The sequence below is a fragment of the Drouetiella sp. genome (assembly GCF_059504425.1).
Genome location: NZ_JCACIN010000061.1, coordinates 1 through 25,626, shown reverse-complemented (window position 1 = coordinate 25,626; position 25,626 = coordinate 1). Strand labels below are relative to the sequence as shown.

The 25,626-nt window shown below is 46.8% G+C and carries 10 protein-coding genes and 1 pseudogene; 4 read left to right on the top strand and 7 right to left on the bottom strand.

The window, feature by feature from the left end; translation table 11 throughout:
* Positions 1–244: 244 nt before the first annotated feature.
* Together AC5JMP_RS14855 and AC5JMP_RS14850 are read right to left on the bottom strand one after the other, a co-directional pair.
* A complete protein-coding gene (locus AC5JMP_RS14855) occupies positions 245–10,834 on the bottom strand; it encodes a DUF4347 domain-containing protein (protein ID WP_495852265.1) in 10,590 nt (3,529 codons plus the stop codon).
* A 442-nt stretch (positions 10,835–11,276) separates the two neighbouring features.
* Complete coding sequence (locus AC5JMP_RS14850; RefSeq protein WP_495852264.1) at positions 11,277–14,507, bottom strand: putative Ig domain-containing protein; 3,231 nt, start codon at positions 14,505–14,507, stop codon at positions 11,277–11,279.
* Positions 14,508–15,109: 602 nt separating this feature from the next.
* On the opposite strand from AC5JMP_RS14850, the pseudogene AC5JMP_RS14845 reads away from it, so the two are divergent.
* Positions 15,110–15,448: pseudogene (locus tag AC5JMP_RS14845) on the top strand (transposase); the annotation flags it as partial.
* 528 nt (positions 15,449–15,976) lie between these two features.
* Entirely contained in the window at positions 15,977–16,678 is a 702-nt protein-coding gene (locus tag AC5JMP_RS14840) for a DUF547 domain-containing protein (RefSeq protein WP_495852263.1), read from the top strand.
* On the opposite strand, the gene AC5JMP_RS14835 is transcribed toward AC5JMP_RS14840, so the two are convergent.
* A complete protein-coding gene (locus tag AC5JMP_RS14835; protein ID WP_495852262.1) occupies positions 16,660–17,391 on the bottom strand; it encodes a TIGR04283 family arsenosugar biosynthesis glycosyltransferase in 732 nt (243 codons plus the stop codon). The two genes, AC5JMP_RS14840 and AC5JMP_RS14835, sit on opposite strands and share 19 nt — an antisense overlap.
* A gap of 63 nt (positions 17,392–17,454) precedes the next feature.
* The gene (locus tag AC5JMP_RS14830; protein WP_495852261.1) at positions 17,455–17,925 is read right to left on the bottom strand and encodes a rhodanese-like domain-containing protein; all 471 of its coding nucleotides are present in this window, start codon (positions 17,923–17,925) and stop codon (positions 17,455–17,457) included.
* Positions 17,926–18,656: 731 nt separating this feature from the next.
* Between AC5JMP_RS14830 and gorA the strand changes: the two genes are divergently transcribed.
* Together gorA and AC5JMP_RS14820 are read left to right on the top strand one after the other, a co-directional pair.
* Positions 18,657–20,000, top strand: a complete 1,344-nt coding sequence (gene gorA, locus AC5JMP_RS14825) for a glutathione-disulfide reductase (RefSeq protein WP_495852260.1) — start codon at positions 18,657–18,659, stop codon at positions 19,998–20,000.
* 341 nt (positions 20,001–20,341) lie between these two features.
* Positions 20,342–20,572 carry a pyridoxamine 5'-phosphate oxidase family protein gene (locus AC5JMP_RS14820; RefSeq protein WP_495852280.1) on the top strand — a complete coding sequence of 77 codons (231 nt, stop codon included), beginning with the start codon at positions 20,342–20,344 and terminating at the stop codon, positions 20,570–20,572.
* 11 nt (positions 20,573–20,583) lie between these two features.
* On the opposite strand, the gene AC5JMP_RS14815 is transcribed toward AC5JMP_RS14820, so the two are convergent.
* The 3 genes from AC5JMP_RS14815 to tnpA form a co-directional block, all read right to left on the bottom strand.
* The gene (locus AC5JMP_RS14815) at positions 20,584–21,351 is read right to left on the bottom strand and encodes an SDR family NAD(P)-dependent oxidoreductase (protein ID WP_495852259.1); all 768 of its coding nucleotides are present in this window, start codon (positions 21,349–21,351) and stop codon (positions 20,584–20,586) included.
* Positions 21,352–21,419: 68 nt separating this feature from the next.
* Positions 21,420–24,113, bottom strand: coding sequence for an MGH1-like glycoside hydrolase domain-containing protein (locus AC5JMP_RS14810; protein WP_495852258.1), 2,694 nt, complete (start codon positions 24,111–24,113; stop codon positions 21,420–21,422).
* A gap of 239 nt (positions 24,114–24,352) precedes the next feature.
* A complete protein-coding gene (gene tnpA, locus AC5JMP_RS14805; protein WP_495852257.1) occupies positions 24,353–24,790 on the bottom strand; it encodes an IS200/IS605 family transposase in 438 nt (145 codons plus the stop codon).
* Positions 24,791–25,626 lie beyond the last annotated feature (836 nt).

The following is a 25,626-nucleotide window of genomic DNA, read 5'->3' as shown; positions in this document are numbered from 1 at the left end:
ATACCTCCCTGAAACAGCCATAGAGCTAAAATCCAATCTAGAAGACATCTTCAGTATCTATTTTCTTTGACCAATAGATCAGCCCTGCTGCCGTTAAAGGGGGCATATCTTAGCGATCGGTGAGATGGTTTAACGATTTGCTCCAACGTTTTCAAGTGCGATCGATTTCATATGTTGGCGACACAACCCCAAGTCCTGCCCTCAGGGAGCAGTTACCTACGCTCCGAGTTTAACCCGATCCCCTCTACGCGATCACGATATTTTGATGTGTTACCGCTAAACCTTTCGAGAGTTCAGCTAGCTTGAACTGCTTGGACTCCTTACCTATACCATCTGCATCATAGAACAATGCTCCAGTAGATTGGTTATAGATAAAGCGATCGCTCTTATCCATTGCCTTTGCCCCCAAGCGGAACTGACGCTGGGTCAGGCTCGCGCCCACCTTTAGACCATTGACAGAACCAGACACCAGAACTTCTAATACATCCTGACGGACTGAGAAGTCCATGATCTGATCTGCACCGGAAGCAGGAACTTCCAGCCTAAATTGGTCTGCTCCCTTACCGCCAATCAAGATATCGTTGCCACTATCGCCGACTAAGATGTCATTGCCATCATTGCCCATCAAGCGATCGCGCCCTGCACCGCCCCGCAGCATATCAGCACCTGCACCTCCGTTCAGGATATCGTTGCCCTCATCACCCGACATCAGGTCATCACCTGTTTCGCCAAACAGCCTGTCGTCGCCGCCGTATCCAACCATGACATTGACTTTGCCTTGCATTCCACGCAGCACGTCTCTACCTTCTGTTCCGACAACTTTGCCGTAAGGTGAAGGAGCCTCTAGGTTTGTCAGTCCGGCATCAAAGCCACTGCCCGTGTTCTCAGCAATAACCTCAGCGATCGGCTTCGTTCCCGCGGCGGCTGCCTTCAGATCTTGAGCCGTTTCTTTCAGCAGCACATACTGCACTTTGCTAACTTGCTCTAGGACGCTATCCAGCGATTGACTCGTCATTACTGTTGCTACCCGCTGGCTACCTTCTGCGATGACTTGGGCGGCGCTGGCTGAAAGGGTTAGCAATTGTTGCCAGTTTTGTGAAGGTTCAGTGGTTTGCAGTTGGCTTACGACTGTTTCAATCAGACGTTGAATTTGAGCGGTATCACTCAAGTTAATGGAGCCTGGGGATAGGTTGCCAGTCGTGAGCAAAGCATTGACAACTGACTCGCTAATCTGAACAACAGATAACTTAGAGACTCCTCGTATGAATTGGGTGGTCATGCCGATCAAGTTTTCTATCTGGACATGCGCTGTCATCAGTTTGACCCCGTTACTGTCTCCTGATTGGATGGCGGCAATCGGATCAAAGCTAGCTAAATCAATCTCGGGCGGCAGACCTAGCGTAGCTTTCACTACGGTCTGCGCTTGGGTGAGGTCAAGTCCACGCTGCACCAGTGCACTCACTAGCGTCGTAACAGGCGTAATCATGCTGTAGCCTGCGGGAGCCGCTAGCAATGTCTCTACAGCAAGATAGGTAAACGTATCCGTACCGCCCAGAGATACGAGTCTGCCTTCGCTGGGGTCGATCGCCCCATTCCTGTTGGTATCGAACTGTTCCATCGGGATTTGCAGATTATAGGTAGCATCTGCATTGCTGATGGTGAAAGGTTCGTTCGCATCCTGTAGTCCGTTGAAGTTAGCATCTAGGTAAATGGTGGCTCCGGCAATGTACTTATTAGAAGTCTTACCGCCATTGTCTCCACCGACGCTGAAGCTAGCAAGTTGGAAAGTGGCAAACCTTCTCTCCCAAACGGTGTCTCCAAATGATGTGACTTCAGCTCCCAAGAAAGCGTTGACTTCACCGTTAAGGTTGAATAGATCTTGGGGCTTGAGGATGCGAGGGAGAATTTCACTAATAGCGTGGAGTTTCTGATCGCTCTCTCCTTTTGCTTCACCAATATCCACTAGATCTAATCCTACTTTGCCCTCAATACCCCCTTTGACATAGCCGCCAACTGCGAGAAGGTTCAACCCTGCTCCAGCCTCAATGGAGGCATTCACCTGTAACTCATTGCCGGGTAAATCATCGACATAGAAGCCATCGAAGATCTCGTAGGACTTGTTTAAGGCATAGCTGCTTTGTTTCCATTGGTCAAGACCGAAGGTATCAAAGCCGAAGGAGAGGTTCGTTTTGGCTTTAAACTCTCCTTTTAAAAGTCCGCCAATAGGTCCCCAAATAGAAAATTCCTTGTGGACATTGAAGCCAAAATCGAGGTCGGGCATGTCGTACTTGAACAAATCGACACTAGGTTGACCCAGCAATAGACCGATCGCCGCCGCCGGATCAGTTAAGATCGGAAATTGGAGTCCTTCAATATTATTCAGCTTGGTTAAGAAATTTTTAGCCTGAGAACTGACCTTAGATTGAGCCAGTTGCTTACTCACATCAGTTTTTGCTAGAGTCGCAGTTTTGTTGCCTGTCTTGACTATCCCCTGTTTGTCCTGACCAAACTCAATTTTATGGGAACCCAAATCGATCTTGATATTGCCATCCTGCTTACTGAGGGTGCCGATTAGATCAGTGACTTCTTCAATTAACTCCAGCGCAACCAAGAAGCGGGTATCTACTTTCTTCCGAGCTAAGGTAGAACCAATTTCAATAATGGTGACTTTGTTATCACGATTTTGGTCAAAAAAGCTGCCCAGCCCTAGCTCAGAGATCAGTTTAGTGTCCTGATTGAGGAACTTAATAATTGGCGAGAATGGCTTAATAATCTCATCAATTTTTGTCAAGATAGGCTTAGCAAAATCGCTAATGAATGTGCCCAGATCAATCTGCATGTTGTTGAACTGGATTGTAGATTTCTCTACCTTGTTTTTCTTCGCCACAGCTTCGCCGCCTGTCTTGCCGTCCGATTTTCCGGAAGCCAAATCAGTTTTCTTGTTATCTTGGGCATTGCTAGATTTGTCAGCACCAAGCGTGTCTGTTTTTGCTTTATCTTTGGTGGCTGTAGGCAGCTTTTTGTCGGAGTCGGAGGTCTTATTAGGCTTGTCTTGCGACTGACCACCTTGAGCATCTGTTGTATCAGACGTTTTATTCTTGTCGGAAGTAATAGGCTTTTTAGAATCAGGCTTCTTGGTGTCCGGTCTTTGGCCCTCTTGTGAATCTCCCTGCGAATCTTCTTGGGACTTTTCTTGCTTCGTTGAGTTTGGCTTCTTGGTGTCAGACTTCTTGGTATCCGATTTTTGACCTTCTTGCGAATCTTCCTGTGCATCTTCTTGGGATTTTTCTTGCTTCGTTGAGTTTGGCTTCTTAGTATCCGATTTTTGACCTTCTTGTGAATCTCCCTGCGAATCTTCTTGGGACTTTTCTTGCTTCGTTGAGTTTGGCTTCTTGGTGTCGGGCTTCTTAGTATCCGATTTTTGACCTTCTTGTAAGTCACCCTGCGAATCTTCTTGGGACTTTTCTTGCTTCGTTGAGTTTGGCTTCTTGGTGTCAGACTTCTTGGTATCCGGTTTTTGACCCTCTTGCGAATCTTCTTGCGACTGGCCACCCTGGGTGTCTGTTGTATCCGGCGTTTTTTTCTTGTCGGAAGGAACAGAGTCTTTCTGCTTAACGATCGTTTTTGTAACCTCAATTTTGCCCGTGACTTTCACCGTCACTGTCTTCAGATCAATCCTAGCAATTTCAAGATTGAGAGAATTTTTGTTTTTGAAGCTATCGAAGTCCTTTGAGAACTCAGCATTCTTCAGCTCTTCAAGATCCTTGCCTCCAAACGGCAGTGCATTTTTGTTGATTAGATTCTGAACTTGTTTCAGAACTGTTGCTTTGTAAGCATTTGCATCGCCTTTTATTCCATTGGTCAAGGCGGCTTGCCAGTCCCGATGCTCCTTGAGGAACTGGGCAGATTCACCCTCAAATCGCTTCAGGTAATCAAAGTGAGTTTTCTGGTTAAAGTCTTTGTATCCACCGTTCAACATCAAATCAGAATTGAGATTTGGTCCCAAAAACTTCCTGTCCACCGTAAGTTTCGTGGTCAGTCTAGTTTTAGGATCTTGAATGGGGAACGCGTTTTGTGAGGAATTTCTACGGACTTCATTCTTGATCCACCAGGGCAAGTTACCCAAGCGGATGAAGCGATCGATTAGCACATCCGTCTTGAGCTCAACTGTGATTGTCTTAGACTCTAGAACAATTTCCGTAACAGTTTCTTGCTTCGTTGGATGTGGCTGAACAGAGCCGGGTTTTTTGATGTCCGGATTTTTGTCGTTGGAGAGTTTTTCCTGAGCGTTCCCTGGATCTTTGTCGTTAGAGGGTTTTTCCTGGGCGTTGCCTGGGTTTTTGCCACTTGAGGGTTTTTCCTGAGCGTTCCCTGGATCTTTGTCGTTAGAGGGTTTTTCCTGAGCATTCCCTGGATTTTTGCCACTTGAGGGTTTTTCCTGGGCATTCCCTGGATTTTTGCCACTTGAGGGTTTTTCCTGGGCATTCCCTAGATTTTTATCGTTGGAGGGTTTCTCCTGAGCGTTGCCTGGGTTTTTGCCGCTTGAGGGTTTTTCCTGAGCATTGCCTGAGGGTTTTTCCTGAGCATTGCCTAGATCTTTATCGTTGGAGAGTTTCTCCTGAGCGTTGCCTGGGTTTTTGCCGCTTGAGGGTTTTTCCTGAGCATTGCCTGAGGGTTTTTCCTGAGCATTGCCTGGATTTTTGCCACTTAAGGGCTTCTCTGGCTCAGCACTCTTCATAGGTTGAGTTTGCTTCGGCTCTGGCTTGCCATAACTGTAGTGGAATGCTTTCCAATCCACCTTGAAGTCAAAGTTGAGCGAGGGAATCACGTCACTGCCCAAAATGGTAGTTTTGGCTTTGAGGTCGATGACGGGATTGATATCGAAGTCTGCATACAGCAGCTTGTCATCGCGGCTCTTCATTTTCAATTCTTTGAGAGTGAGGCGATCGCCATCATCTTTTGCACTAGGCTGATCCAGGTCATTCAAACCAAGCTTGAATTCACCTCCTACATAAGTGCCGCCCTCTTTGCCACCTTTCTTGTTCTTGGGCTTATTGTCCTGTACATCAAGTTGCAAAAAGCCCAAGTTAGCAGTAGCCTTGAAATCATTGCTTAAGCCAAAGCCCAGTCCAGCCGTGAGTTCAGTGACTCCAGTGTCAATGAAGAACCCAAGATCTTTGCTAAAGCCTATGCCTAGGGAGAGTCCGTACTCAAAAGCGCCGTCTACGGTACCTTGAGATTGCAGCGACAGCAAGCCTGGAAGCCCCAGGTCAATATCAAGGGGAATAGAGCCAATGTTATATCTATTGCCGACGCTGATTTGCAATTCGACTTCACCTTTTGAGGATTGGCTGGTGTCAATCTTGACATCTACCCTATCAAAGTAGGGCTTCAGGCTTTTCTGAATGATCTTCTCAAATTCCTTCAGGCTGAAGCCTTTCTCATTGCCAATGCCACCTTCCAGACCTTTTTTGAGGTCTTGGATGAAAGTTGGGGTGACTTTGTCAAGTTTGCCGAGGATGGGAACATCAACCTTCGCCATCTGGCTATCTACGACAGTCTGTATCCGATCTAAGCCTTCTGATAAACCCTTTTTTGCTTCCTGAGCGTCATAAGCTTCTTTAACGCTCAACTTAAAAGTTTGGCTGGCAGATTTTCCTTCACTGTCACTAGCAGTAACTTTGATATTGAGATCGTCAATATCATTCAGGTCAGGCTTGCCAATAAAAAATTTCGTTTTAGGATCGAATTTGAGCCAGTCCGGCAGAGGGTCGCCATTTGCCAGAGTGGCTTTTAGGGTAAGGCGATCGCCATCCCCATCTTTGAAAGCTTTCTTAGAAACTTGGAAGCGGAAGGCTTCATTAATTGGAGTGGTCAGGTCTTCGATCGCCTCTCCAACTCTAGGTTTCTCATTCAAATCTCGAATTGAGATTGTCAAGAACTTGTCGTCAGACAGCCCTCCATCATCTGTGGTGCGGAGGCGGATGCTGTAGCGAGATTTTTCCTCAAAGTTTGGAGAGTCATTGATTAAGAGCTGACTATCTCGGATTACAAAAGCATTGTTATCTTCGCTGCCTGCTCCATTGACTAGCGTATAGGTAAAGCGATCGCCCTTATCTTGATCTTTGCTACTCAGTTCGCCAATAACTGTTCGCTCATCCACGTTTTCATCAATCTGGTCGTTGCTGAGCAGGAGGCTAGTGGGCGCTTCATTGATGTCCTTAATAGCAAGCGTGACAGCACGCATATAAGTTAACCCGCTAGCATCAGTGGTGCGAACCTGCACTTTGTAGTTAGATTTCTTCTCAAAATCGGGGGATTCGCGCAAAATGAGCTGATTGCCCCGGATGCCGAAGGAACCATTGTCGTTATCTCCATCCCCAGCTGCTAAGCGATAGGTGAAGGAGTCGTTCTCATCAGGGTCAACGGCGGTAAGTAGGGCTGCAATCGCTCCCACCTCTGTGTTTTCACGAACGCTATCTTCGCTGAAGCGGATGTTGGTGGGAGCCTCATTAACATTCTGAACTTTGACGTTCAGTGTTTTAGTAAAGGATAATCCCGTGTCATCAGTGGTTCGTACCCGGATGGTATGGCGAGATTTGGCTTCAAAGTTAGGCGATTGCTTCAGAACCAGCTCGTTATCCTGAATTTTAAATAACTCATTGTCGCTATCTCCATCCCCAGAGACAAGGGTGTAACTATAATCATTGCCTCGGTCAGAATCGATAGCGCTGAGAATGCCTATTAGTGCGTTAGCATCAATGTTTTCACGGATAGTGTCGTTACTAAGGTGGATATCTGTTGGTGATTCATAAATATCGTTAGCGGTAATTTCAAACTGCCGCTCGATCGAGAGTCCGGTAGCATCCGCAGTGCGAACTCGAATTTTGTAACTAGATTTTTTCTCAAAATCGGGAGCTTCATTGACGCGGAGCTGATTGCCGATAATGGTAAAGTCGCGATTATCGTTATCACCTATCCCTTGCTCTAGGGTGTAAACAAATGTACCTTTCCCTTCTGGATCTTCAGTACTGAAACGACCTACGACTGTATCCGCAGGAATATTCTCATCCAAATCAGCTCTACTAAGCTTCAGGTTAGTAGGATCTTCGTCTACGTTGAGAACAGCAATCACGAAGGCGCGATCGATATGCAGTCCATCTTGATCCGTAGTGCGAACGCGAACTCGGTAGGCGGGCTTGGCTTCCCGATCAGGAGACTCCATAACAAACAGTTTATTACCTGCAATCCGAAAAGCGGCGTTATCGCGATCGCCATCCCCAGATACTAAACCATAGTTAAAGGTATCCCCTGCATCTACGTCACGAGTTGCTAAAGTCGCCACCAAAGTATTCACATCTACGTTTTCCAGGACGCTGGTATTGCTAGGAACGACATCACTGGGGCGATCGTTGATCGGATTTAAGTTAATTGTTGTCGTGGCTCCCACCAACGCATAAACGCTGCCATCATGACCGTTCCACTTGAAGTTGATGCTGCCATTAAAGTCTTTAGGCGGCACGTATCGGAGATTGTTCAAATCAGCAGTTGCAATTTCTTGATTTGTCTCGACTGCGGCACCATTCAGCGTCAGCGTTCCGGTCAATGGCAGATCGGTGATCTGAATTTTGCTGAGGACGCGAGGACTCTTGGTGACATGTTGGTTCAAGGATAGATCAGTGTCAATATCGCTAAAGCGATTAATGAACTCGCTAGCCGCAAACACAACCGTATTGTCCTCATCCAAGGTGCGATTGAAATCTGCAACTGTGGGAATATCGTTAATTGGATCGATCGTAATATTGCTAGTGCTGTTAGCAACGGCATAAAGGCTCCCGTCTGAGGCGTTCCAGCTAAAGCTAACGTATCCATTAAAGTTAGCATTTGGAACAAATTTGAGCTTGTTTAGCTCACCCACGCCAATCTCCTGATTGCTGCTGACGACGCTGTTGTCGAGCATCAGGGTTCCGTTGCTAGGCAGTGAGATAATCCGAATTTTGTTGAGGGAACTAGGCATCAAAGAGCCTTTGTTCAAATTTACATCGCGATCAATATCAAAGAACTTGCTGATGAAATCTGAGTCAAAGAACTCAATGGTCGTATCTTCATTACCTCCTGTGGCGATCGGGCTAACGACAGGTGCATCATTGACGGAAAAGAGCGTCAGGTTGATACTGGCTCCATTGTTGGCATAAGCTTCACCGTCAGAGCCTTTCCAGCCAAAGCTGATGTTGCCATTGAAGTTGGCATTGGGAATAAATTTGAGACCATTCAGAGCTCCTGCAGCGATCTTCTGATTGATAGCAACTGCGTTACCACTCAGGAATAAGGCGCCACTAATCGGATCAGGCAGAGAGCTGATCTGAATTTCCTGGAGGCTGTTGCCGCGCAGATCGGGAGCTTTATTGAGGGTAGGATCAGCATCGATCGGATCGCTGAAACTGCCGATAAAATCACTGAGGCTAAAATCGATCGCGTTATCTTCATTGGCAGAGCGATTGATGTCGCTGATGGTGGGGAGATCGTTTTCCCAGGCAATATTGACGTTGGCACTAGCTTCATTGGCAGAATAAGTCTGACCATCCGTTGCTTTCCATGTGAAGCCGACATTCCCATTAAAGTTTTCGTCAAATTCAAAGCTGAGATTGTCTAGCTCGTTGAGGTCAATCTCTTGTCCTGGAGTAACGTTCGCTCCTGATAGTTTGAGCGTACCGTCACTCGGCAAATCAATGACTTTGATTTTCTTCAGCGATTTACCATCTTCACCCTGAAAGCGGCTCTCAAAATCTGCTTTCGCAAAGTAAATGGCTAGATCTCCTTCAGCGGCAGATCTATCAATGTTACTAATAGTCGGAGCATCCGCCACAGCATTTACCTGAATCAGTTGAGCTTCAGCAGTATTATTGCTGAATGCATTGCCAATGGGGTTAAACTGGCTGCCTACCGCTCCTTTTGTTTGATCCCAAACTTTGAAGGCGAAAAAAGGTTTACCATCGCTTGCCTTTTCATAGTCGGTGTTATCGCTATTCTCATTGAGTTGAGGCATAAAATAGAGCCGACCATTTGCACCCAGTAGCAGGGCGTTGGTGTCAGAAATGGCAGGCAGCGCTTGCCAGTTTGCCCCATCGTCGGTGCTGTAGTACCAAGTGCCTTCGCTAAGGTCGGCTGTAATGACGGCAATGCCCAAAGTTTGACCGTCTGCATCAGTGCCCTGACTGCGGCTGACCAGGGCGGAAACTCGCATTCCGACGGCTCCAGCGGGTGCAACAGAGTCTTCATCGATCGCGTCTAATGTGATCGCCTGGGTTCCAATTGTCGGTTGAGCGTTGCTTCTGAGAACTTTGAGCGTTCCTCCAAAGGCAACCACCACTTCTTTTTTGCCAATCCCATCGAGGTTTACGATCGCTGCTGCGCCTTTCCAAGCGCTAAAGGGATTATTTACGCCAGTCTGATCTTTGTATCCCCCACTGTCGTACTTATAGTATTTCAGCGCACCGCCTGTGCTGCTGCCAACCAAAAGATCCTGGTCTCCATCCCCATCAACGTCACCGATAGTCGGGATGGCTGCTCCTCCATTACTACTGACCTGTCCGTTGTCAGCATTCAATGCTTCCTGACCGTTATCATCGTCGTAGTCTAAATCATACTCAGGTTCTCCATCAACGACTCGATTAATTCTAACAAAATCAACTTTACCGTAGGTTCTACCGATGATTATATTATCATGACCATTGCCGACATCGCCGATGGTAACGTAGGTTGCAGGAGGGTGACCATCATCCTCGTCATAAACATGCTCATCGTCATCTTCTAGCAAGTCTTCCCATCGGAAATCATTGCCGTTATTACCTTCCAGTTGTTCTAGGCGATCGTCATCTGAACCGACCACCATATCCAGGTCGCCATCTTTATCTAAATCGGCAAAGTCAGCATTTAAACCGTTTTTTTCCCAGCCATTCGTATTGATTTGAGTGCCGCTACCGCTGAAATTGCCATTGACTCCGTTACGCTTAAAGAAATAGACCTTGTTCCCAATTCCCGTCACCAGATCCAAATCGCCATCTCTGTCAATATCGGCAAAAGTGATTTGACGATTCCCTTGCAAATTGCTGGGATTATTCTGGATTACATCGTTAAAATATTGTGCACTTGTATCTTCGATCCATTCTTCTGCCAGAGTGCCACGATAGCTACTGATCAGGGCTTGAGTAAAGACAGGAAATGGTTTGATATTACCTGTTGTTACGTCTAGCTGCCAGTTACCGTTACCAACAGTGGTTGTGGAAGCCGCAATATTGGCTCCAGTAAGGTGATGGAGTTTAGCAATAAATTCGATACCTATGTTTCCGGCTGCAACATTACAGGCGTATAGCAGGAGTTGAGGTATAGCATGTAGAGTATTGAGTGAAGGAGAGAACCAAGTTTGCAAATCCCAGGCGTAGCGATCGAGGGTATCCAAACTCAGTTGGGCATTACCTAAATGAAGGCAGCCAGGAGTGCCGTGAGTAAAAAGATGCAGGCTCGTAATTTCTGGATACTGCTTTAGGGCTGCGGTAATTTGGGCAATGCCATCGCGCTTGGCATCGAGGATCAGGGTAGTTGCTCCTTCAGCAACTCCTGCGGCGAGGGTTTTGGGAAAATCTACACCAGAGTCGATCGCTACTAAGGTTTGAGTGGATCGAGGTGAGCCGTTTTGAAAGAAACTGCTCATCAGAGGACTGCTACTGGCAATGGGCTGTTCCAAGATAGTGACGTTAGGCGCGGTAGCAGGATACATGAGATAAGCTCCAGATTGCAGGATTGAATCAATGACAACTACCCTGATTGAATACATGGCAATGTTCTATAACTATTGTTTAAAAAGCCTTCAGAGTAGGCTTTTTAAACAGATAACAGCATGAAACATCATCTAGTAGACAGGAAAAATGAGTAGGAATATTTATTCTTTAGAAGAGTCTTAGCAGGAGCGTTCGAGTGTAAAATTTGTACTTAACTTACCCTAAAGCTAAAAGCATTAATGAACTAGGGGTTAACGTTAATATAGATGCCTTTACCTTCGTTGTACTAGGCATTTCAAGGGATTTTTGCATGCGATGGTAGAAGCAAATCGGTAGATTTACCAGTGCTATTTCTACAGAGCACGAATGTTAAATGCAACAAATTCACTCAGTGAAAACAGGGAGACTCTAAATACAGACGACAAGAAATGCTGGTCAATCTATCTGTCAAAAACAGAGACCGAGGGCGAGTATATACATTAGGGCATGGCAAGAACTTTAAGCAATCACAAAATGTTGAGGAGTGAGACTGCTAGTAGACACATTCGTTAATGTAGCGAGGGTGAAGAACGCCATGCCTGTGCCTGTGCCATCTGCATCTATCTGTATCTGCGTATCTGCCCCAATTTGCTCTATATTGATGGTTTGGCTATAGCGAGCGAAGGGTGTTTCACCTGCAAATCCAGACTTAGTGAAGATCAGGCGCAGGTCAATTAAGTCCTCTAGGGGGTTAAAATCAGTGATGAGATCGCCTTCTTGCAGCAAATCTGTAAATACAAACGTGTCTCTGCCAATCCCCCCCGTCAGCGTATCGCTGCCCGTGCCGCCCGTAAGGACATCGTCGCCTTGGCTGCCGACTAGAATATCGTTGCCACTATCGCCGTCGATCGCATCATTACCTTTGTCACCGCTAACACGATCGTCATTTGCTCCACCTTGCAGTCGGTCATTACCGTCGCCGCCGCTCAGATTGTCCTTACCGTTGTTGCCGTCTATACGATCGTTACCGTTGCCACCGTTCATGCGATCGTTGCCGCCCATCCCGTCATAAACATCGTTGAATTTTGTGCCCTTGAAGCGATCGTTTTTGCGAGTGCCATTAGTGCGAATTCCTGGCTTACCGCCTTTGAAACTGATTAGAGATATAGGAACGGCAGCTTCTTCGTGAATGATGGTAAGACCCAATTCATCAGTGATACTGGCACCATTGCGATCGGTAGCAGTCACCTGCAGATTCAGCAATCCGGCATCTTGGGGCAGGGATGTACCGCTAAAGATGTTTTGTATGGAATTGAATTTGAGCCATTCAGGTAGCGAGCGACCATCTGCCAGCGTCGCTTTCAGTGTTAGCGCATCGCCTGCATCGATATCATTAAACGTGGCTGTTCCCAAGGCTAACCGGAAAGGAACTCCCGCAATTAGCTTTTGATCAGCAATCGGATTGGCAACTGTGGGAACGTTGTTAACGATGATCGCAATTTCATCACTAGCAGATGTGTTGAGGCGATCGCTAGCCGTCACTTTAACTCTGACAACTCCAGAATCAGCAGGTTTAGGGGTACCGCTGAAAGCACCTTTGGTTGCATCAAACGTGAGCCAATTGGGGAGGGCGCTACCGTCAGCACGGGTTGCTACCAAGGTAATGCTGTCATCCGCATCAACCTCTTTGAACGTTGTGAAACTGAGCATTAAGCTGAATGGCTTGCCCGCAGTTGCAATCTGATCTGGATTTGCCGTAACCAGCATCGGTGCATCATTGGTGTTATTGACCGTTAGATTGAAGGTGGCCAAGCTGACATCTTCTTTGCCATCACTGACACTGATTATGATGTTACTATTAGTTCCAAAATGCTCATTTTTAGGCGTACCGCTGAGTTCACCTGTAGAGGTGTTGAACATTGCCCAGCTCGGTTTATTAGCGATAGAGAAAGTGAGAATATCCCCATCTACAGGAGTATCTATATCTGATGCGATAGGTATAAAGCTATAGAGCGCATCTTCATCTACCGTGAGCATAGGGACGCCCGAAATCACAGGTGCATCATTGACTGCGGCGATCGCCAGCGTTGTAGTTGTCCCTGTGACAGCATAAGTAACACCATCTGAGCCATTCCAGTTAAAGCTAACTATCCCATGGAAGTTCTGATCAGGCTTAAAACTAAGCTTGTCCAGTTCAAGAGCAGCAATCTTTTGATCGATCACTACATTTACGCTATCAAGTTGCAGCTTGCCGTTGCTGGGCAATGTTGTAACTTGAATTTCCTTGAGGCTGCGTCCGCCCACATCACCTGCCTGATTCAGTTGGCTGTCGGCATCAACATCAGTAAACTGGGCAATAAAGTCTGCTGCTGCAAAGGTGGCAACTGTATCTTCAGTCCCCATCTTACTGATTGGTGTAACTACTGGGGCATCGTTAACGGGAATAACGGCGATCGCCGCTGTATCGGTAGCTATGCTAAATGCCGTACTACCCCCGTTGACGCTAGTGTCTGCCTTAATACCGTTATTGCCGCTGGTTTGATCCCAAGCACGAAACGTGATGCTGTTGGTGATCATCCCATTGAAGTGGACAGTCGTCGGCTGAAAGTAGAGTCGAGCATTGATATTCAGCAGCAGGGCGCTGGTATCAGAGACATTTTCTAAGGCAAGCCAAGTGGTGCCAGTGGTACTGTAAAACCAGAGACCGTATGTGGCGTTAATTCCGGTAATAGCAATACCCGTTACTGACTTGGAGTCAGTATCCGTAACGTTGTTCTGTCCGGTACTGCCAATCAAGTCAACTATCTGGGAGACGAGAGTACCTACGGCACCCATAGGAGCTTGAGCATCCTCGTTAACCGAGTTAAACCGCACATCGGTATTGGCTAAGACAGGAGCACTATTAGATTGGTAGTAAAACAGATTGCCGTTATAGTCTCCGACTGCCAAATCTGGATCACCATCTCCATCTAAATCAGCAAAACTGGGACGGCTAGAGTCAAGCAGCTTAACGTAATCTAGAGGATGGTTACCGTCTGTTTGCTCGGTGAAAACGGGGACAGAGGCAGTTCCTGTATTTCTAAAGTAGTATAGCGTGCCGTCGTAGGCTCCAATTAGTAGATCCTGAGCGCCATCAACATCAACATCTGCAAGCGTTGGGCTACTATACTCTCCCACATCTATGGTATTAAAGGGATTATTGCTGCCCATCTGTTCAGCAAAGATTGGATTAGAGGCGGTTCCAGTATTTTTGAAGTAGTGAAGCTTACCGTCAGATGTACCAATAATGGCATCTCGATCGCCATCCCCATCAATGTCAGCAAAACTAGGTGCGGTTGCCGCCTCTAATGTCGCCCCATTGAAAGGACTGCTAGCGCCTACTTGGGGCGTGAACTGCGGGTTGGCGCTGACTCCATTATTGCGGTAGTACAGGAGCTTACCCGTTACTTCTCCCACAATGAGATCTTGGTCGCCATCGCCATCTAGATCAGCAAAGGTAGGATTGCTATTGTCGCCTACATCTACTCCGTTGAGAGGATTATTTGTTCCTGTTTGCCGGACAAATTGTGGATCTGTAACGCTACCAATGTTGCGGTAGTGAACTAATGTGCCGTTGACTTCTCCAACTAAGGCATCTAAGTCACCGTCATTATCTATGTCAGCAAAGCTAGGAGTGCTATTTTGTCCAACACCATTTTGAGTATTGAAAGGATTATTGGCATTGGGTTGGGGAAGATAAGTGGGATTCATGCTGCTGACGTGAGAAAATATGGCTAGGGTAAAAACAAAACAGAGTAACGATCGTCGTTACCCACCTAATTGAAATATTCTCAAGAGCAAGACAATGTGTCCTCGCCTTGAAATATGGCTAGAAGTTATCTGAAGGAACTAAGCTTGAGAAGCTGAAGGCTTAGAACTCTTTACAGTAAATCTTAAGCAAATGAGCTTGATAACAGATTGCCCTATTCCAGCAACAAGATAACGACTACTCAGCAGATTTATATTTTCTTATCAAAAGATTTATATTGTGACCTATCTGTCTTCTGAAGGCACAAGGGAAGAGGAGGCAATAATCAATGAAGCAAACCATGGCAATCGTTTCTTGTAACGGGATCAGGTTCTCAAGCTAAATTGTGAATGAGCAAAAAATGTGGCGCAATTCGTAAATTGATGGCGCAATCGGTTAACGCGGCTCTAAGTAAACGTTCCAACTTCTAACAGCTTGGGATGAGCTGTGTCTAAGCGGTAGTGGCTAGAAGTGGGCTAAAATCTTGAAGCACTTGTGTATTCTGGCTTTGCAAAACTGCGCCACTCATTCGCAAATTGTGCCAAATCTTTTGCTCATTCACAAGTTGACTAAACCGACCTTAGAAGCTCAACGAATGATTCCCTCAGACACGGAAGTTCGCAACCTTTGTTTATATAAAGGATATGACTATGATGAGGTGCGAGAGCTTGTAAAGGCATGGGGATATGTCGGACATATTCCCTTCCGTGATGAGCACAAACAGATCATTCATGACATTCCCAATTACAGGGCAAGACGATGGGTTGTAGAACGGACACACTCATGGATGAATCGATTTCGACGATTGTTAGTTCGTTGGGAGAAATATAAAGAAAACTATCTTGGGATGATCCATCTAGCTTGTGCATGCATTGCAATAAGAGCGATTCAGGTTTTCGGATAGGCTCTTAATATGCCTGAGTTGAATTGGTATTGGGGATACGTTACCACGCTAGGAGTGATGGCGATCGTGGCAGTTGGTATGGTTTTCTTTTTCTGGCGCAGAGGTTGGTTCAAAAGTTTTGCAGCAGTTAGGAGTAAGAGCAAACACCTGCAAAACGTGGGAGAAAGTAGAATAAATGGCTGCAACCCTGATTTTGTTGTAGGGTCTGGCGTAAATCGGGGTGAGTCACAACACTCCCCACAATACTTCAACATCATCTCTGCTTGAAAGCTGCGGGGTGAGTAACTCGTCAGTAGAATGAGGACTTGCCAAACGCTTGTTCCTTAGTTTTTAGGAGAACCAAGAATAGGTTAGAAGCTTGGGTAAATTCTTTGCTAGAAATCTCCTAAGATCCTTGTCAAGCTTCTGGCGCAAAAACTGTTAAAGCACAGACAATCGACCTAGCCTAGAATTGAGTTAGGCTCAGTGGGTCAGTCCTCTACTCTGCTGAGTTTAACTGAAGCTCACTGAACAGTTTCTGGGATGGCGATGATTGATTTTGTTGTGTGGGATAGCTTGCTGCACCAGTATGTAGATCAACAGGGACGAGTAGATTACCGCACCTGGAAAAGTCAGCAACCTCGGACGTTGGGGAATTGGTTGACGAGATTGGAGCCGTTAAACCTAGACCTAAATCTGACGCGGGATCAGCAGCTTGCACTCTGGATCAACCTCTACAATGCGTTCACGATTTCCATGATTCTGGAACATTACCCGATCGCCTCAATTCGACCTGTCGTTCTGGGAATTCCCAACTGGATCGCTTTTCTCTGGTTTTTCCAGCGCCGAGTCCACCGCTTCTCCAAGCAAACCTACAGTTTGGCTCAAATTGAGAACGAGCTGCTGCGAGAGCGTTTGCAGGAACCCCGCATTCATTTTGCGATTGTCTGTGCTTCCATTGGCTGTCCGCTGCTGCGCAATCAGGCTTATACACCGGAGCGAGTAGAACAGCAACTAGAAGAGGATATCTATCGCTTTGTCAACAATCCTAACAAAGTTCGTTACGATACCAAAACGGGGACGCTCTATTGCAGCAAGATTTTCAAATGGTATCGGCAGGACTTTCTGCAAGGGGCAGGCTCGATTCCTGAATATATTTGCCCCTATCGCAAAGACATCCCTTTGACTGCCTCAACCCCGATCGCCTACCTTGACTATGACTGGAACCTGAATCAGCGGACGTCATCGTAGAATTGCTTCAAGCGATCGGCAGAAACCCCAACTCCCCACAAGCAGCCAATACATAGGTAAATAGCCGTTGCTTTCCAGGCTCCCCACTGGGCAACCCGGCGATCGGAACTTTGCACAATGCGATTAACCTGACGAATTTGCCCTTTTTGCATCAAACGTAGGCACAAATCTCCATCCTCCATAATTGGCAGCGACTCGTTGAATCCACCGCAATCCCAAAAGTCAACCCGACGACAGAACATTACCTGATCGCCAAACAAGAGGCGTAAGCCTCGGAAGAATAAATGGGGTCTGAACAGCAACGGTGCATAGTAGGTTTTTAAGTAATTGTGCAATGAGATCCACCAGCGTGTTGTTTTTACTCCTGCCATTAGAGAAATGAAGCCGCCACAAGCAATAGTTGGGTCGGCTAAGGTTTGCTCAATCACGGCGATTAGATCATTCGGTACCCAGGTATCAGCATGGAGAAAACAGAGAATATCGCCCTTCGCTGACTTCGCTCCGTGATTCATTTGAACTGAGCGTCCAGGGCGATCGCTATTCAATACTTGCACCGCTGAAGATTCCGCGATCGCAACCGTTTCATCCCGGCTGCCTCCATCCACCACTAGGACTTCTGCGGGCAGCGGATCGAGTGCTGTGAGTTGCCGCAATGTTCGACCGAGACTGCTTGCTTCATTCAACGTGGGAATGATGATTGAAACGTGAGGCATTTTGCTTTCCTAGGATGAAGAGAGGGGAGAAATGGCGCGATCGTCCTTGATTAAATGCTATGCCTAAAGGCGATCGTGCTTTTCTAAAAGCGTTCCCCACACTACATTGTAAGGATGAACAAGCTGAGTGGGCTGCCCGTTATGAAAGAGCGGTCTCCGCTCATTTGACCATTGGAACAATCCTCCTTCGAGGTTAAAAACCTGACTAAAGCCAGCTTGATCAAGCTGTTGAGCAACTTTTGCACTCCGATAGCCCACTGAGCAATAGACGACGATCGGCTTGTCCTTCGAGACTTCTTTAAGCGTCGGTGCTGCGGTAAAATCAGAACCAACATCAAATTGTCTCGCGGCTGCAAGATGGCTGACTGTATACTCCTCTTCACTTCTTGTGTCCAAAATAAGTGGATGGAATTCTTTAGAGTCTCCTAATCTCTGGGCAAATTCTACAGTCGTCATTCGTTGGACGAACGGAAATTTGAGGCGGATGTATCCTTTGAGTGAATTAAAGATCAGCGATCGTCCAATCCGTGTCATTCTGATGTCAAAGCTTAGAATTTGCAGAGAGTGTGAGCGTCTCCCTCACATCTAATAAAAGCACAAATCATACTTCATATCCAGCAATGCCATAAACACTATGTCATCTTCCGTTCACGACGCATCAAGCAGCCCTAAACGCGGTTGTGTCCTTGCAACTGCAATTATCTGGGGTTGCTCAACTGGCATGTTGGGAATCGATCTTCTACTGTCAACAAGTGCCCAGAGTGGAACGGCGATTGCAATTGCGATCGTTGCTGCGGCTGCGGCGAGTACGATGACAGTCTGGCTATCTACTCAAAAATCCGCCTCAACGAAAGCTAAGGAATCCGATCTCGCGTAGGTTGTCTTCAGCAATGCCTGGTTAACACATAGCAGTATAGCCTAGACAGAGAAATCCCTCTAATGGTAGTCTGCCATACCGTCCTTAGGGCGCAGAATAAAGCTAACCAAGTGCTATTGGGAGACAGTTAGCGTTCATGAAAAAGATTCTGCTCCTGGGTTTGCTATTGGGATTAGCTGCCTGTAGCCATTCGTCCTCTCATGAAAAATTGATCAAAAGTCTGCAAACAATTCAGTCTTGAACGGCTACTGCTCAAATGGTTGGAGAGACTTGGCAACAAGGCACTGTTCCCAATGCTTATAAGGTCTAACCCCATCGCTTATGCCTTTTCCCGAAGAGATTCAGCAGTATCTTTGGCTCAAGAAGCTAGAAAGGAACTTTCAAAAGTATGACATCACTGTCTCATTATGATTTGTTTATTGTGGGTGGAGGCTCTGGAGGACTAGCTGCCGCTAGGCGAGCAGCAGACTACGGAGTACAAGTGGCGATCGCAGAACCAGCCTCGTTAGGAGGTACTTGTAGTGCCCGTGGTTGCATTCCTAAAAAGCTGATGGTTTATGCATCAGGCTTCTCTCAGCTCTTTGAAGATGCTGTGGGATATGGTTGGAGCAAGTCGGACTCTCAGTTTGACTGGCAGAAAATGATAGCGGCAGTCAACCATGAAGTGCAGCGATTGGACAAGCTCCATGCCGATTCTTTGAAGACAGCGGGAGTCAGCTTATTTCGAGCCAAAGCAACGTTTGTGGATAGCCACATGCTGGAGGTCAGGGGGCAGAAAATTACAGCCGATAAAATTCTAATTGCGGTAGGTGGAAAAGCCATCAAACCCGATATTCTGGGGATTGAGCATGCCCTAGTTTCAGACCAAATGTTTCATTTACCAGAGCAACCTAACCATTTGGCGATCGTAGGGGGTGGCTACATCGGCGTTGAGTTTGCGGGTATTATGCAGGGTTTAGGAACTCAGGTGACTCAAATCATCCGAGAGGATATGATTCTGAAGAAGTTTGATGAAATGATTCGTACTGAGGTGCAGAACGGTATGATTCAGCATGGCGTTCATTGCTTGACGAATACTGAAGTAACAAGCATTGAGAAGATGCCTGAGGGATTACAGCTAACACTCTCTAATTCATCGCATAAAATCGTTAATGCAGTTCTGTTTGCAACAGGGCGAACTCCTAATGTTGCTGAGCTACGATTAGAGAATGCAAAGGTTGAAATTGATCGACAGGCGATCGCAGTCAATGAATTTAGTCAAACTAACCAATCCCATATCTATGCGGTAGGCGATTGCACAAATCGCGTCCAATTAACCCCCGTGGCGATCGCCGAAGGAAGGGCATTTGCCGATACGGTATTTGGTAAGCGGCACTGTCGAGTTAACTACAATAACATCCCCTCATCGGTCTTTAGTAACCCTCAAGCCGCTTTTGTCGGGCTAACGGAATCCGAAGCTCAACAGCAGTTTGGAGTGGATAATGTTATCGCTTACTGTACTACATTCAAACCGTTATTCCATAGCCTGACTGACAGGGATGACACAGCTAGCATGAAACTGGTCGTTGATAAAAAGAGCGATCGCGTACTGGGGGCGCATATGGTTGGAGAATATGCGGCAGAAATTATGCAAATTGTGGCGATTGCAGTTACCGCAGGGCTGACAAAGGCAGATTTTGATGCAACAATGCCTCTGCATCCGACATCTGCAGAGAAATTTATAATGCTGTAAATGACGACAACGTTAGAAATATACTTTGAACCGTAGAGTGGTCTATGTTAGTGGTACTTTAATTCTGCATCTCAACTGACGTTGAAGATCTCTCTCTCATGAAAGAGTACGGTTTGAGAATCAATCGCTTGCCCTAATAAGGGCATTCTTCGACTTAGACAATATTTGACTTAACAATATTTGACTTATAAGTATAAGGAAAGATACGAACAATGACGACAGCTACCCATGATGAAAAAGTTACAAGACTGCGGGACCTAGTGAGAGATTGACTTTTGTATGCTGACAACGATCGCCGAAGATGGCAGTTTGCATAGCCGTCCTAATCAGTCAATGGCGAAATTGAACCCCATGGCGATCTCTGGTTTTTTACCTATGCTGATACTGCCAAAGTGACAGAAGTCGATCGCGTTGAACAGATCAATGTCAGCTTTTCTGCACCCGACAAACAGCGCTATGTCTCGATGTCAGGTACGGCAGGTTGGGTTGCAAAAACGCTCGAGTTCATCAAAGCTGCCACCAGTGACAAATCAGCGGATAGTGGTGAAAATGAAAAGCTCAACTTGAAATAGAAAACGATGTCTTACTGTTCTTGATAATTCCATAGCAAGCCACCATCGACGAAGAACGTTGACCCCGTGATGTAATCTGCATCCGCAGATGCCAAAAATGCGACCAGGGAGGCAACATCTTTGGGTTGTCCTAAGCGCCCTAGTGGAATGTTTTTAATAACTGTGTTGAGTTGATCAGGGTTATTCAAAAGCTCCTGATTAATGGGAGTTTCAATTGCTCCCGGTGCCACATTATTAATTGTGATGCCCAATGATCCTAGTTCTACAGCTAAGTTTCGCATCATCATCTTAACTCCGCCTTTACTAGCACAATAAGTTGTAAAGTGAGGAAAAGAAAGCTCTTCGTGAACAGAGCTAATGTTGATGATTTTGCCTGATCGCCCTGTCTCTCGCAAGTGTTGCACGATCGCTTGAGTTGCAAAAAACACGCCCTTCAGATTTACATTCATGACATTATCATAGTCTTCCTCTGTCACATCCCAGAAGTCACCCTGCTTTTCCAATCCGGCATTATTGACTAAAATATCGAGCTTCCCAAACTGCTGGATACCCTCAGCAACCATTCTACGGACATCCTCGACTGCTCCTAAATCTGCTTGAATCACATACCCTCTGCGTCCAGTGGCTTCAACCCCTGCTTTAGTCTCTTCTGCGCCTTCAGGGTGAGATCGATAATCGATAACAATATTGGCTCCCTCCTCAGCAAGGCGAATGGCGATCGCTTGTCCAATACCCTGACTACTGCCAGTCACTAAAGCGATTTTTCCTTCAAGCTTCATAGCATTCTCCTGTAAGGTAATAAGTTGTAATCTGAACAGCTTAGATGAGTGATGCAATGCTGCCTTGATTAGTGACTTCCTGATGCTGTAATTCCAATACGGTTGCCCAAGGCAAGACGACCAACCAAAGCAGTCCATCCAGTTTGGTGACTGGCTCCTAACCCCCGTCCTGTATCTGCATCAAAGTATTCGTTGAACAGTATTAAATTTTGCCAGTTGGGATCATCACTGTAGCGTCTCTCCTCACCCTGCCAAGGACATCGCCTCCTATCATCCGGCATAAAGAGTCGCCCTAATCGAGTGCTAATCTCCTGTGCCACTTGCTGCAAGTTCATTTGCCGTCCTGATCCAGTCGGGCATTCTACTTGCAAAGAATCACCATAGAAATGGTAGTAGCGTTCAAGCGCTTCAATAATCAGATAGTTGAGCGGAAACCAGATAGGACCACGCCAGTTAGAATTGCCGCCAAACGTGTCGTTGGTCGATTCACCGGGTGTATACTCAACGCGATATTCTTGTTCATCCACCCAGAATGAATAGGGATTGTCTCTATGAATTTTAGAGAGTGATCGAATTCCGTAGGGCGACAGAAATTCATTTTCATCGAGCAGGTAACGTAACACTTGCAGCAGGCGATCGTGAGTGGGAATCGAGAGTAAGCGACGCTCATGCTGAGGGTCTTCGCGTAAGCAAGAAATTTGCTGCGCCAACTCTGGACGATTTTCTAATAACCAGTGCATTCGTTTAGAAAAATCTGGCAACGCATCCATGGCAGATTGATCTAGAACCTCAACGGTGAGCAGCGGTAGCAATCCCACCAGCGATCGCACCCGCAGCGGTACTGCTTTCTCTCCATCAGCAGCTTGATTTTGGCGCAACTGATCGTAGTAAAAGCCATCCTGTTCATCCCACAATCCTGTGCCGTCAAAGGTATTGATAGCGCTAGAGATGGACATAAAGTGTTCAAAGAATTTCGAGGCAAGGTCTTCATAGGCTGCATCTTCTGAAGCTAACTCCATTGCCATTGCCAGCATTGTGCTGCAATAAAATGCCATCCATCCGGTCGCATCGGCTTGCTCCAACTGTCCATCCACAGGCAAGGGATGAGAGCGATCGAATACACCAATGTTATCCATGCCTAGAAAGCCTCCTGCAAAAATGTTCTTGCCTGCAGCATCTTGACGATTTACCCACCAGGTAAAGTTAATCAGCAATTTTTGAAAGACACGGGCTAGAAACAGGCGATCGCGCTGACCTTTGGGAGCCGTAAGCTTGTAAACTCGCCAACATGCCCACGCATGTACCGGAGGATTGCTATCAGAAAAGCCAAACTCATAGGCAGGCAGTGCCCCATTCGGATGCATGTACCACTCGCGCAGCAACAAAATGAGCTGCTGCTTGGCAAAATCTGGGTCGATCTTGGACAGGGGAATCATGTGGAAGGCGAGATCCCAGGTCGCGTACCAAGGATACTCCCACTTATCGGGCATGGAAATAACATCGCGATTGTACAAATGCTGCGCCCAATTGTGATTAAGTCCCGGTCGAGCAGGCTCAACAGGATAAGTTGGATCGCCTGCTAGCCAATCCGCCACGCTGTAGTGGTAAAACTGCTTTGACCACAACAATCCGGCACAGGCTTGACGCACAACCTGGCGTTCCTCAAACTTCAGGCTTTCAGGAAGAGCGGCGTAAAAGGCATCCGCTTCCTGAAGCCGCTGTTCAAACAGTCGATCGAATCCCTCACCAAACGCGGCTTTTGGAGCATTATCTTGAGCAAAGAGCCGCAATTTTAGCGTGACTGTAGCTCCTGCGGCAATCTGTAGGGGATAGTGTACGGCGGCTTTGGTACCGATCGCTTCTGGATTTACCGCCGCTGTTTGTCCTTGCACCAGATAGCAGTGAAAGGCATCCTTGACATAAGGGCTAGCATTTGGCGTATTGTATAATTTCTCCGTGTTAGTCTCGTTGTCGGTAAACAATAGCTTTACCGAAGTATCTCCGGGTAGCGGTTCAGTGACCAGATGAAATTGCCCTAGAGTTGAATGCTCTGCGATTAGCCCTGCGTCATTGCGCTCAATCCTTGGCTTTGGCTCATACCCTTCGCCTGTACGCCCCCAAGACCAAGTGTTCTTAAACCATAGAGTTGGCAAGATGTGAAGTGGAGCAGCTTGGGCACCGCGATTGGCGATCGTCACCCGGATCAAAATATCATTAGGACCAGCTTTGGCGTACTCGACGAATACATCAAAATAATGATTCTCATCAAAAATGCCCGTGTCTAACAGCTCATACTCGCGCTCTTGCGGGCTGCGGCGCTGGTTTTCTTCGACTAGCTGCACGTACGGAAACTCAGCTTGCGGATATTTGTACAGCGCTTTGCAGTAAGAATGAGTCGGAGTCGCATCAAGGTAAAAATAACACTCTTTTACGTCTTCACCGTGATTGCCTTCAGTGTTACTCAAGCCAAACATCCGCTCTTTCAAAATCGGGTCGCGTTCATTCCACAGTGCAATTGCAAAGCAAAGCCGTCCTTTGCGATCACACAATCCCAACAGACCATCTTCACCCCAGCGATAGGCACGACTGCGAGCCTGATCATGGGGAAAGGAGTCCCAACTTAACCCCTCAACTGAGTAGTCTTCGCGTACTGTGCCCCATTGCCGCTCAGAAAGATAGGTTCCCCAGCGCTTCCAGTCTTGCTCCCGTCGTGCGTCTTCTGCTAAACGTTGAGACTCATCACTGAGATTGTTGTCTGTCATGTCATCTTTCAAGTTTTGCGAATCAACGAATGCATTTAGGATAAAGTATTACTCGCTGCCTGCACATATTCTGTATGTATAAGATAATTTCAATTCACGATTTTCAGTCTGTTACAGAATGCTCAGCAAAGTTGCACTATCGTCCCCGCCGCGCAGATTCACCGGATTTGTAGAAGCAAGTCACCAACCTTTGGCAAAGCCGGAGGCTTGAAGATGGAGCCGCTCAAAGCGGCTTGAACCTACCACTCATCGCTGAGTCGCATCTGCTCAATGCGTTGATCTTCCGCTTCTTGTCGTTGGATGTATTGCCGCACGATTGCTTCTTCCCGTCCCACGGTTGATACGTAATACCCCCGCGCCCAGAAATGTTGCCCCACAAAGTTCTTCCGCTTCCCTCCATAGTTACGCGCAATCGCAATGGCACTCTTGCCCTTGAGGAATCCCACCACTTGAGAGACCGAGTACTTCGGTGGAATCAAGATCAGCATATGCACATGATCTGGGCACAAATTCCCTTCTTCGATCCGGCACTCCTTCTGCCGCGCCAGTTCATGGAATACATCCCTCAAATACTGCCGTAGCTCTTTGTACATCGCTTTGCGCCGATACTTGGGGATGAATACCACATGGTATTTGCACTCCCACTTCGTATGACTTAAACTGCCTGTGTCTTTCATGAGTCTTCTTTGCACCAACCCTTCCTTAGTTGATGTTAAAGAGACTCTTTCCTACCTTCCGATCTCTGTCAAACTGCGACTCCCGCAACCATCAAACTTTGGGAGTCTCCCAGCAGATCTGGGGGGTTACCCGACTGAATTATGAAGAAACGTGTGCGTTTACCCTAAGATTGCGCATCAACCGCTTGCACTTTTTCTCAATACCTCTCATCAAAATACGCCTGCCATTACCCTAAACAGGGCTGACCGCAGGCGTATCGAGTTGGGACTGCTCGTCTTTAAATTTGCTGAATTCGCTCAGGCTGCAATACTATCTATTTCTACCAGAGTCAACCAGCACAGCCAGTCCAATGTCCTGAGCCTGGGGTAACTTCCTTCAAACAAGCTCCCTGTAAATTGACTCCATTGAGGGAAGCACCTTTAAACACTCGTTCATCCGAGCTGTACCTTGATAACAATTCACGCGCGCTGTCTACAGGTTGATTGAACATAATCCTTTTGCGGCGAGACTGTGCCGCGTTTATAGGCTAATACTTCATTATGTGTTGATCTATACGAATGAACGATCTTGTAAAAGGTGAGAGGCTGCTGTTAGCCTCAGCAATTTGGTCTGCCTGCCTGAGAGAAGTGGTTGAAAGCTAGACGAGGCATGGCTTTACCATTCTGCCTATAGTTTCTGATCTCCTTCTGAACTTCAGACTTAACGATTTTACATAGAACAGCGTTCGCAGGTAGTCCGACATTCACTCGGTCGCAACAGTATCTGAGATTATCGCTCAGATCTAAGTACAGGACAAAAGTTGCAGAACGTGAAAGAACTCATCGGTAAACAGCTC

Coding starts and splice junctions, on each gene's coding strand:
- AC5JMP_RS14835 (WP_495852262.1), bottom strand. CDS start 17,391: ATGCCTCACGTTTCAATCATCATTCCCACGTTGAATGAAGCAAGCAGT.
- AC5JMP_RS14815 (WP_495852259.1), bottom strand. CDS start 21,351: ATGAAGCTTGAAGGAAAAATCGCTTTAGTGACTGGCAGTAGTCAGGGT.
- AC5JMP_RS14855 (WP_495852265.1), bottom strand. CDS start 10,834: ATGTATTCAATCAGGGTAGTTGTCATTGATTCAATCCTGCAATCTGGA.
- AC5JMP_RS14840 (WP_495852263.1), top strand. CDS start 15,977: ATGATTGATTTTGTTGTGTGGGATAGCTTGCTGCACCAGTATGTAGAT.
- AC5JMP_RS14830 (WP_495852261.1), bottom strand. CDS start 17,925: ATGACACGGATTGGACGATCGCTGATCTTTAATTCACTCAAAGGATAC.
- AC5JMP_RS14850 (WP_495852264.1), bottom strand. CDS start 14,507: ATGAATCCCACTTATCTTCCCCAACCCAATGCCAATAATCCTTTCAAT.
- AC5JMP_RS14810 (WP_495852258.1), bottom strand. CDS start 24,113: ATGACAGACAACAATCTCAGTGATGAGTCTCAACGTTTAGCAGAAGAC.
- tnpA (WP_495852257.1), bottom strand. CDS start 24,790: ATGAAAGACACAGGCAGTTTAAGTCATACGAAGTGGGAGTGCAAATAC.
- gorA (WP_495852260.1), top strand. CDS start 18,657: ATGACATCACTGTCTCATTATGATTTGTTTATTGTGGGTGGAGGCTCT.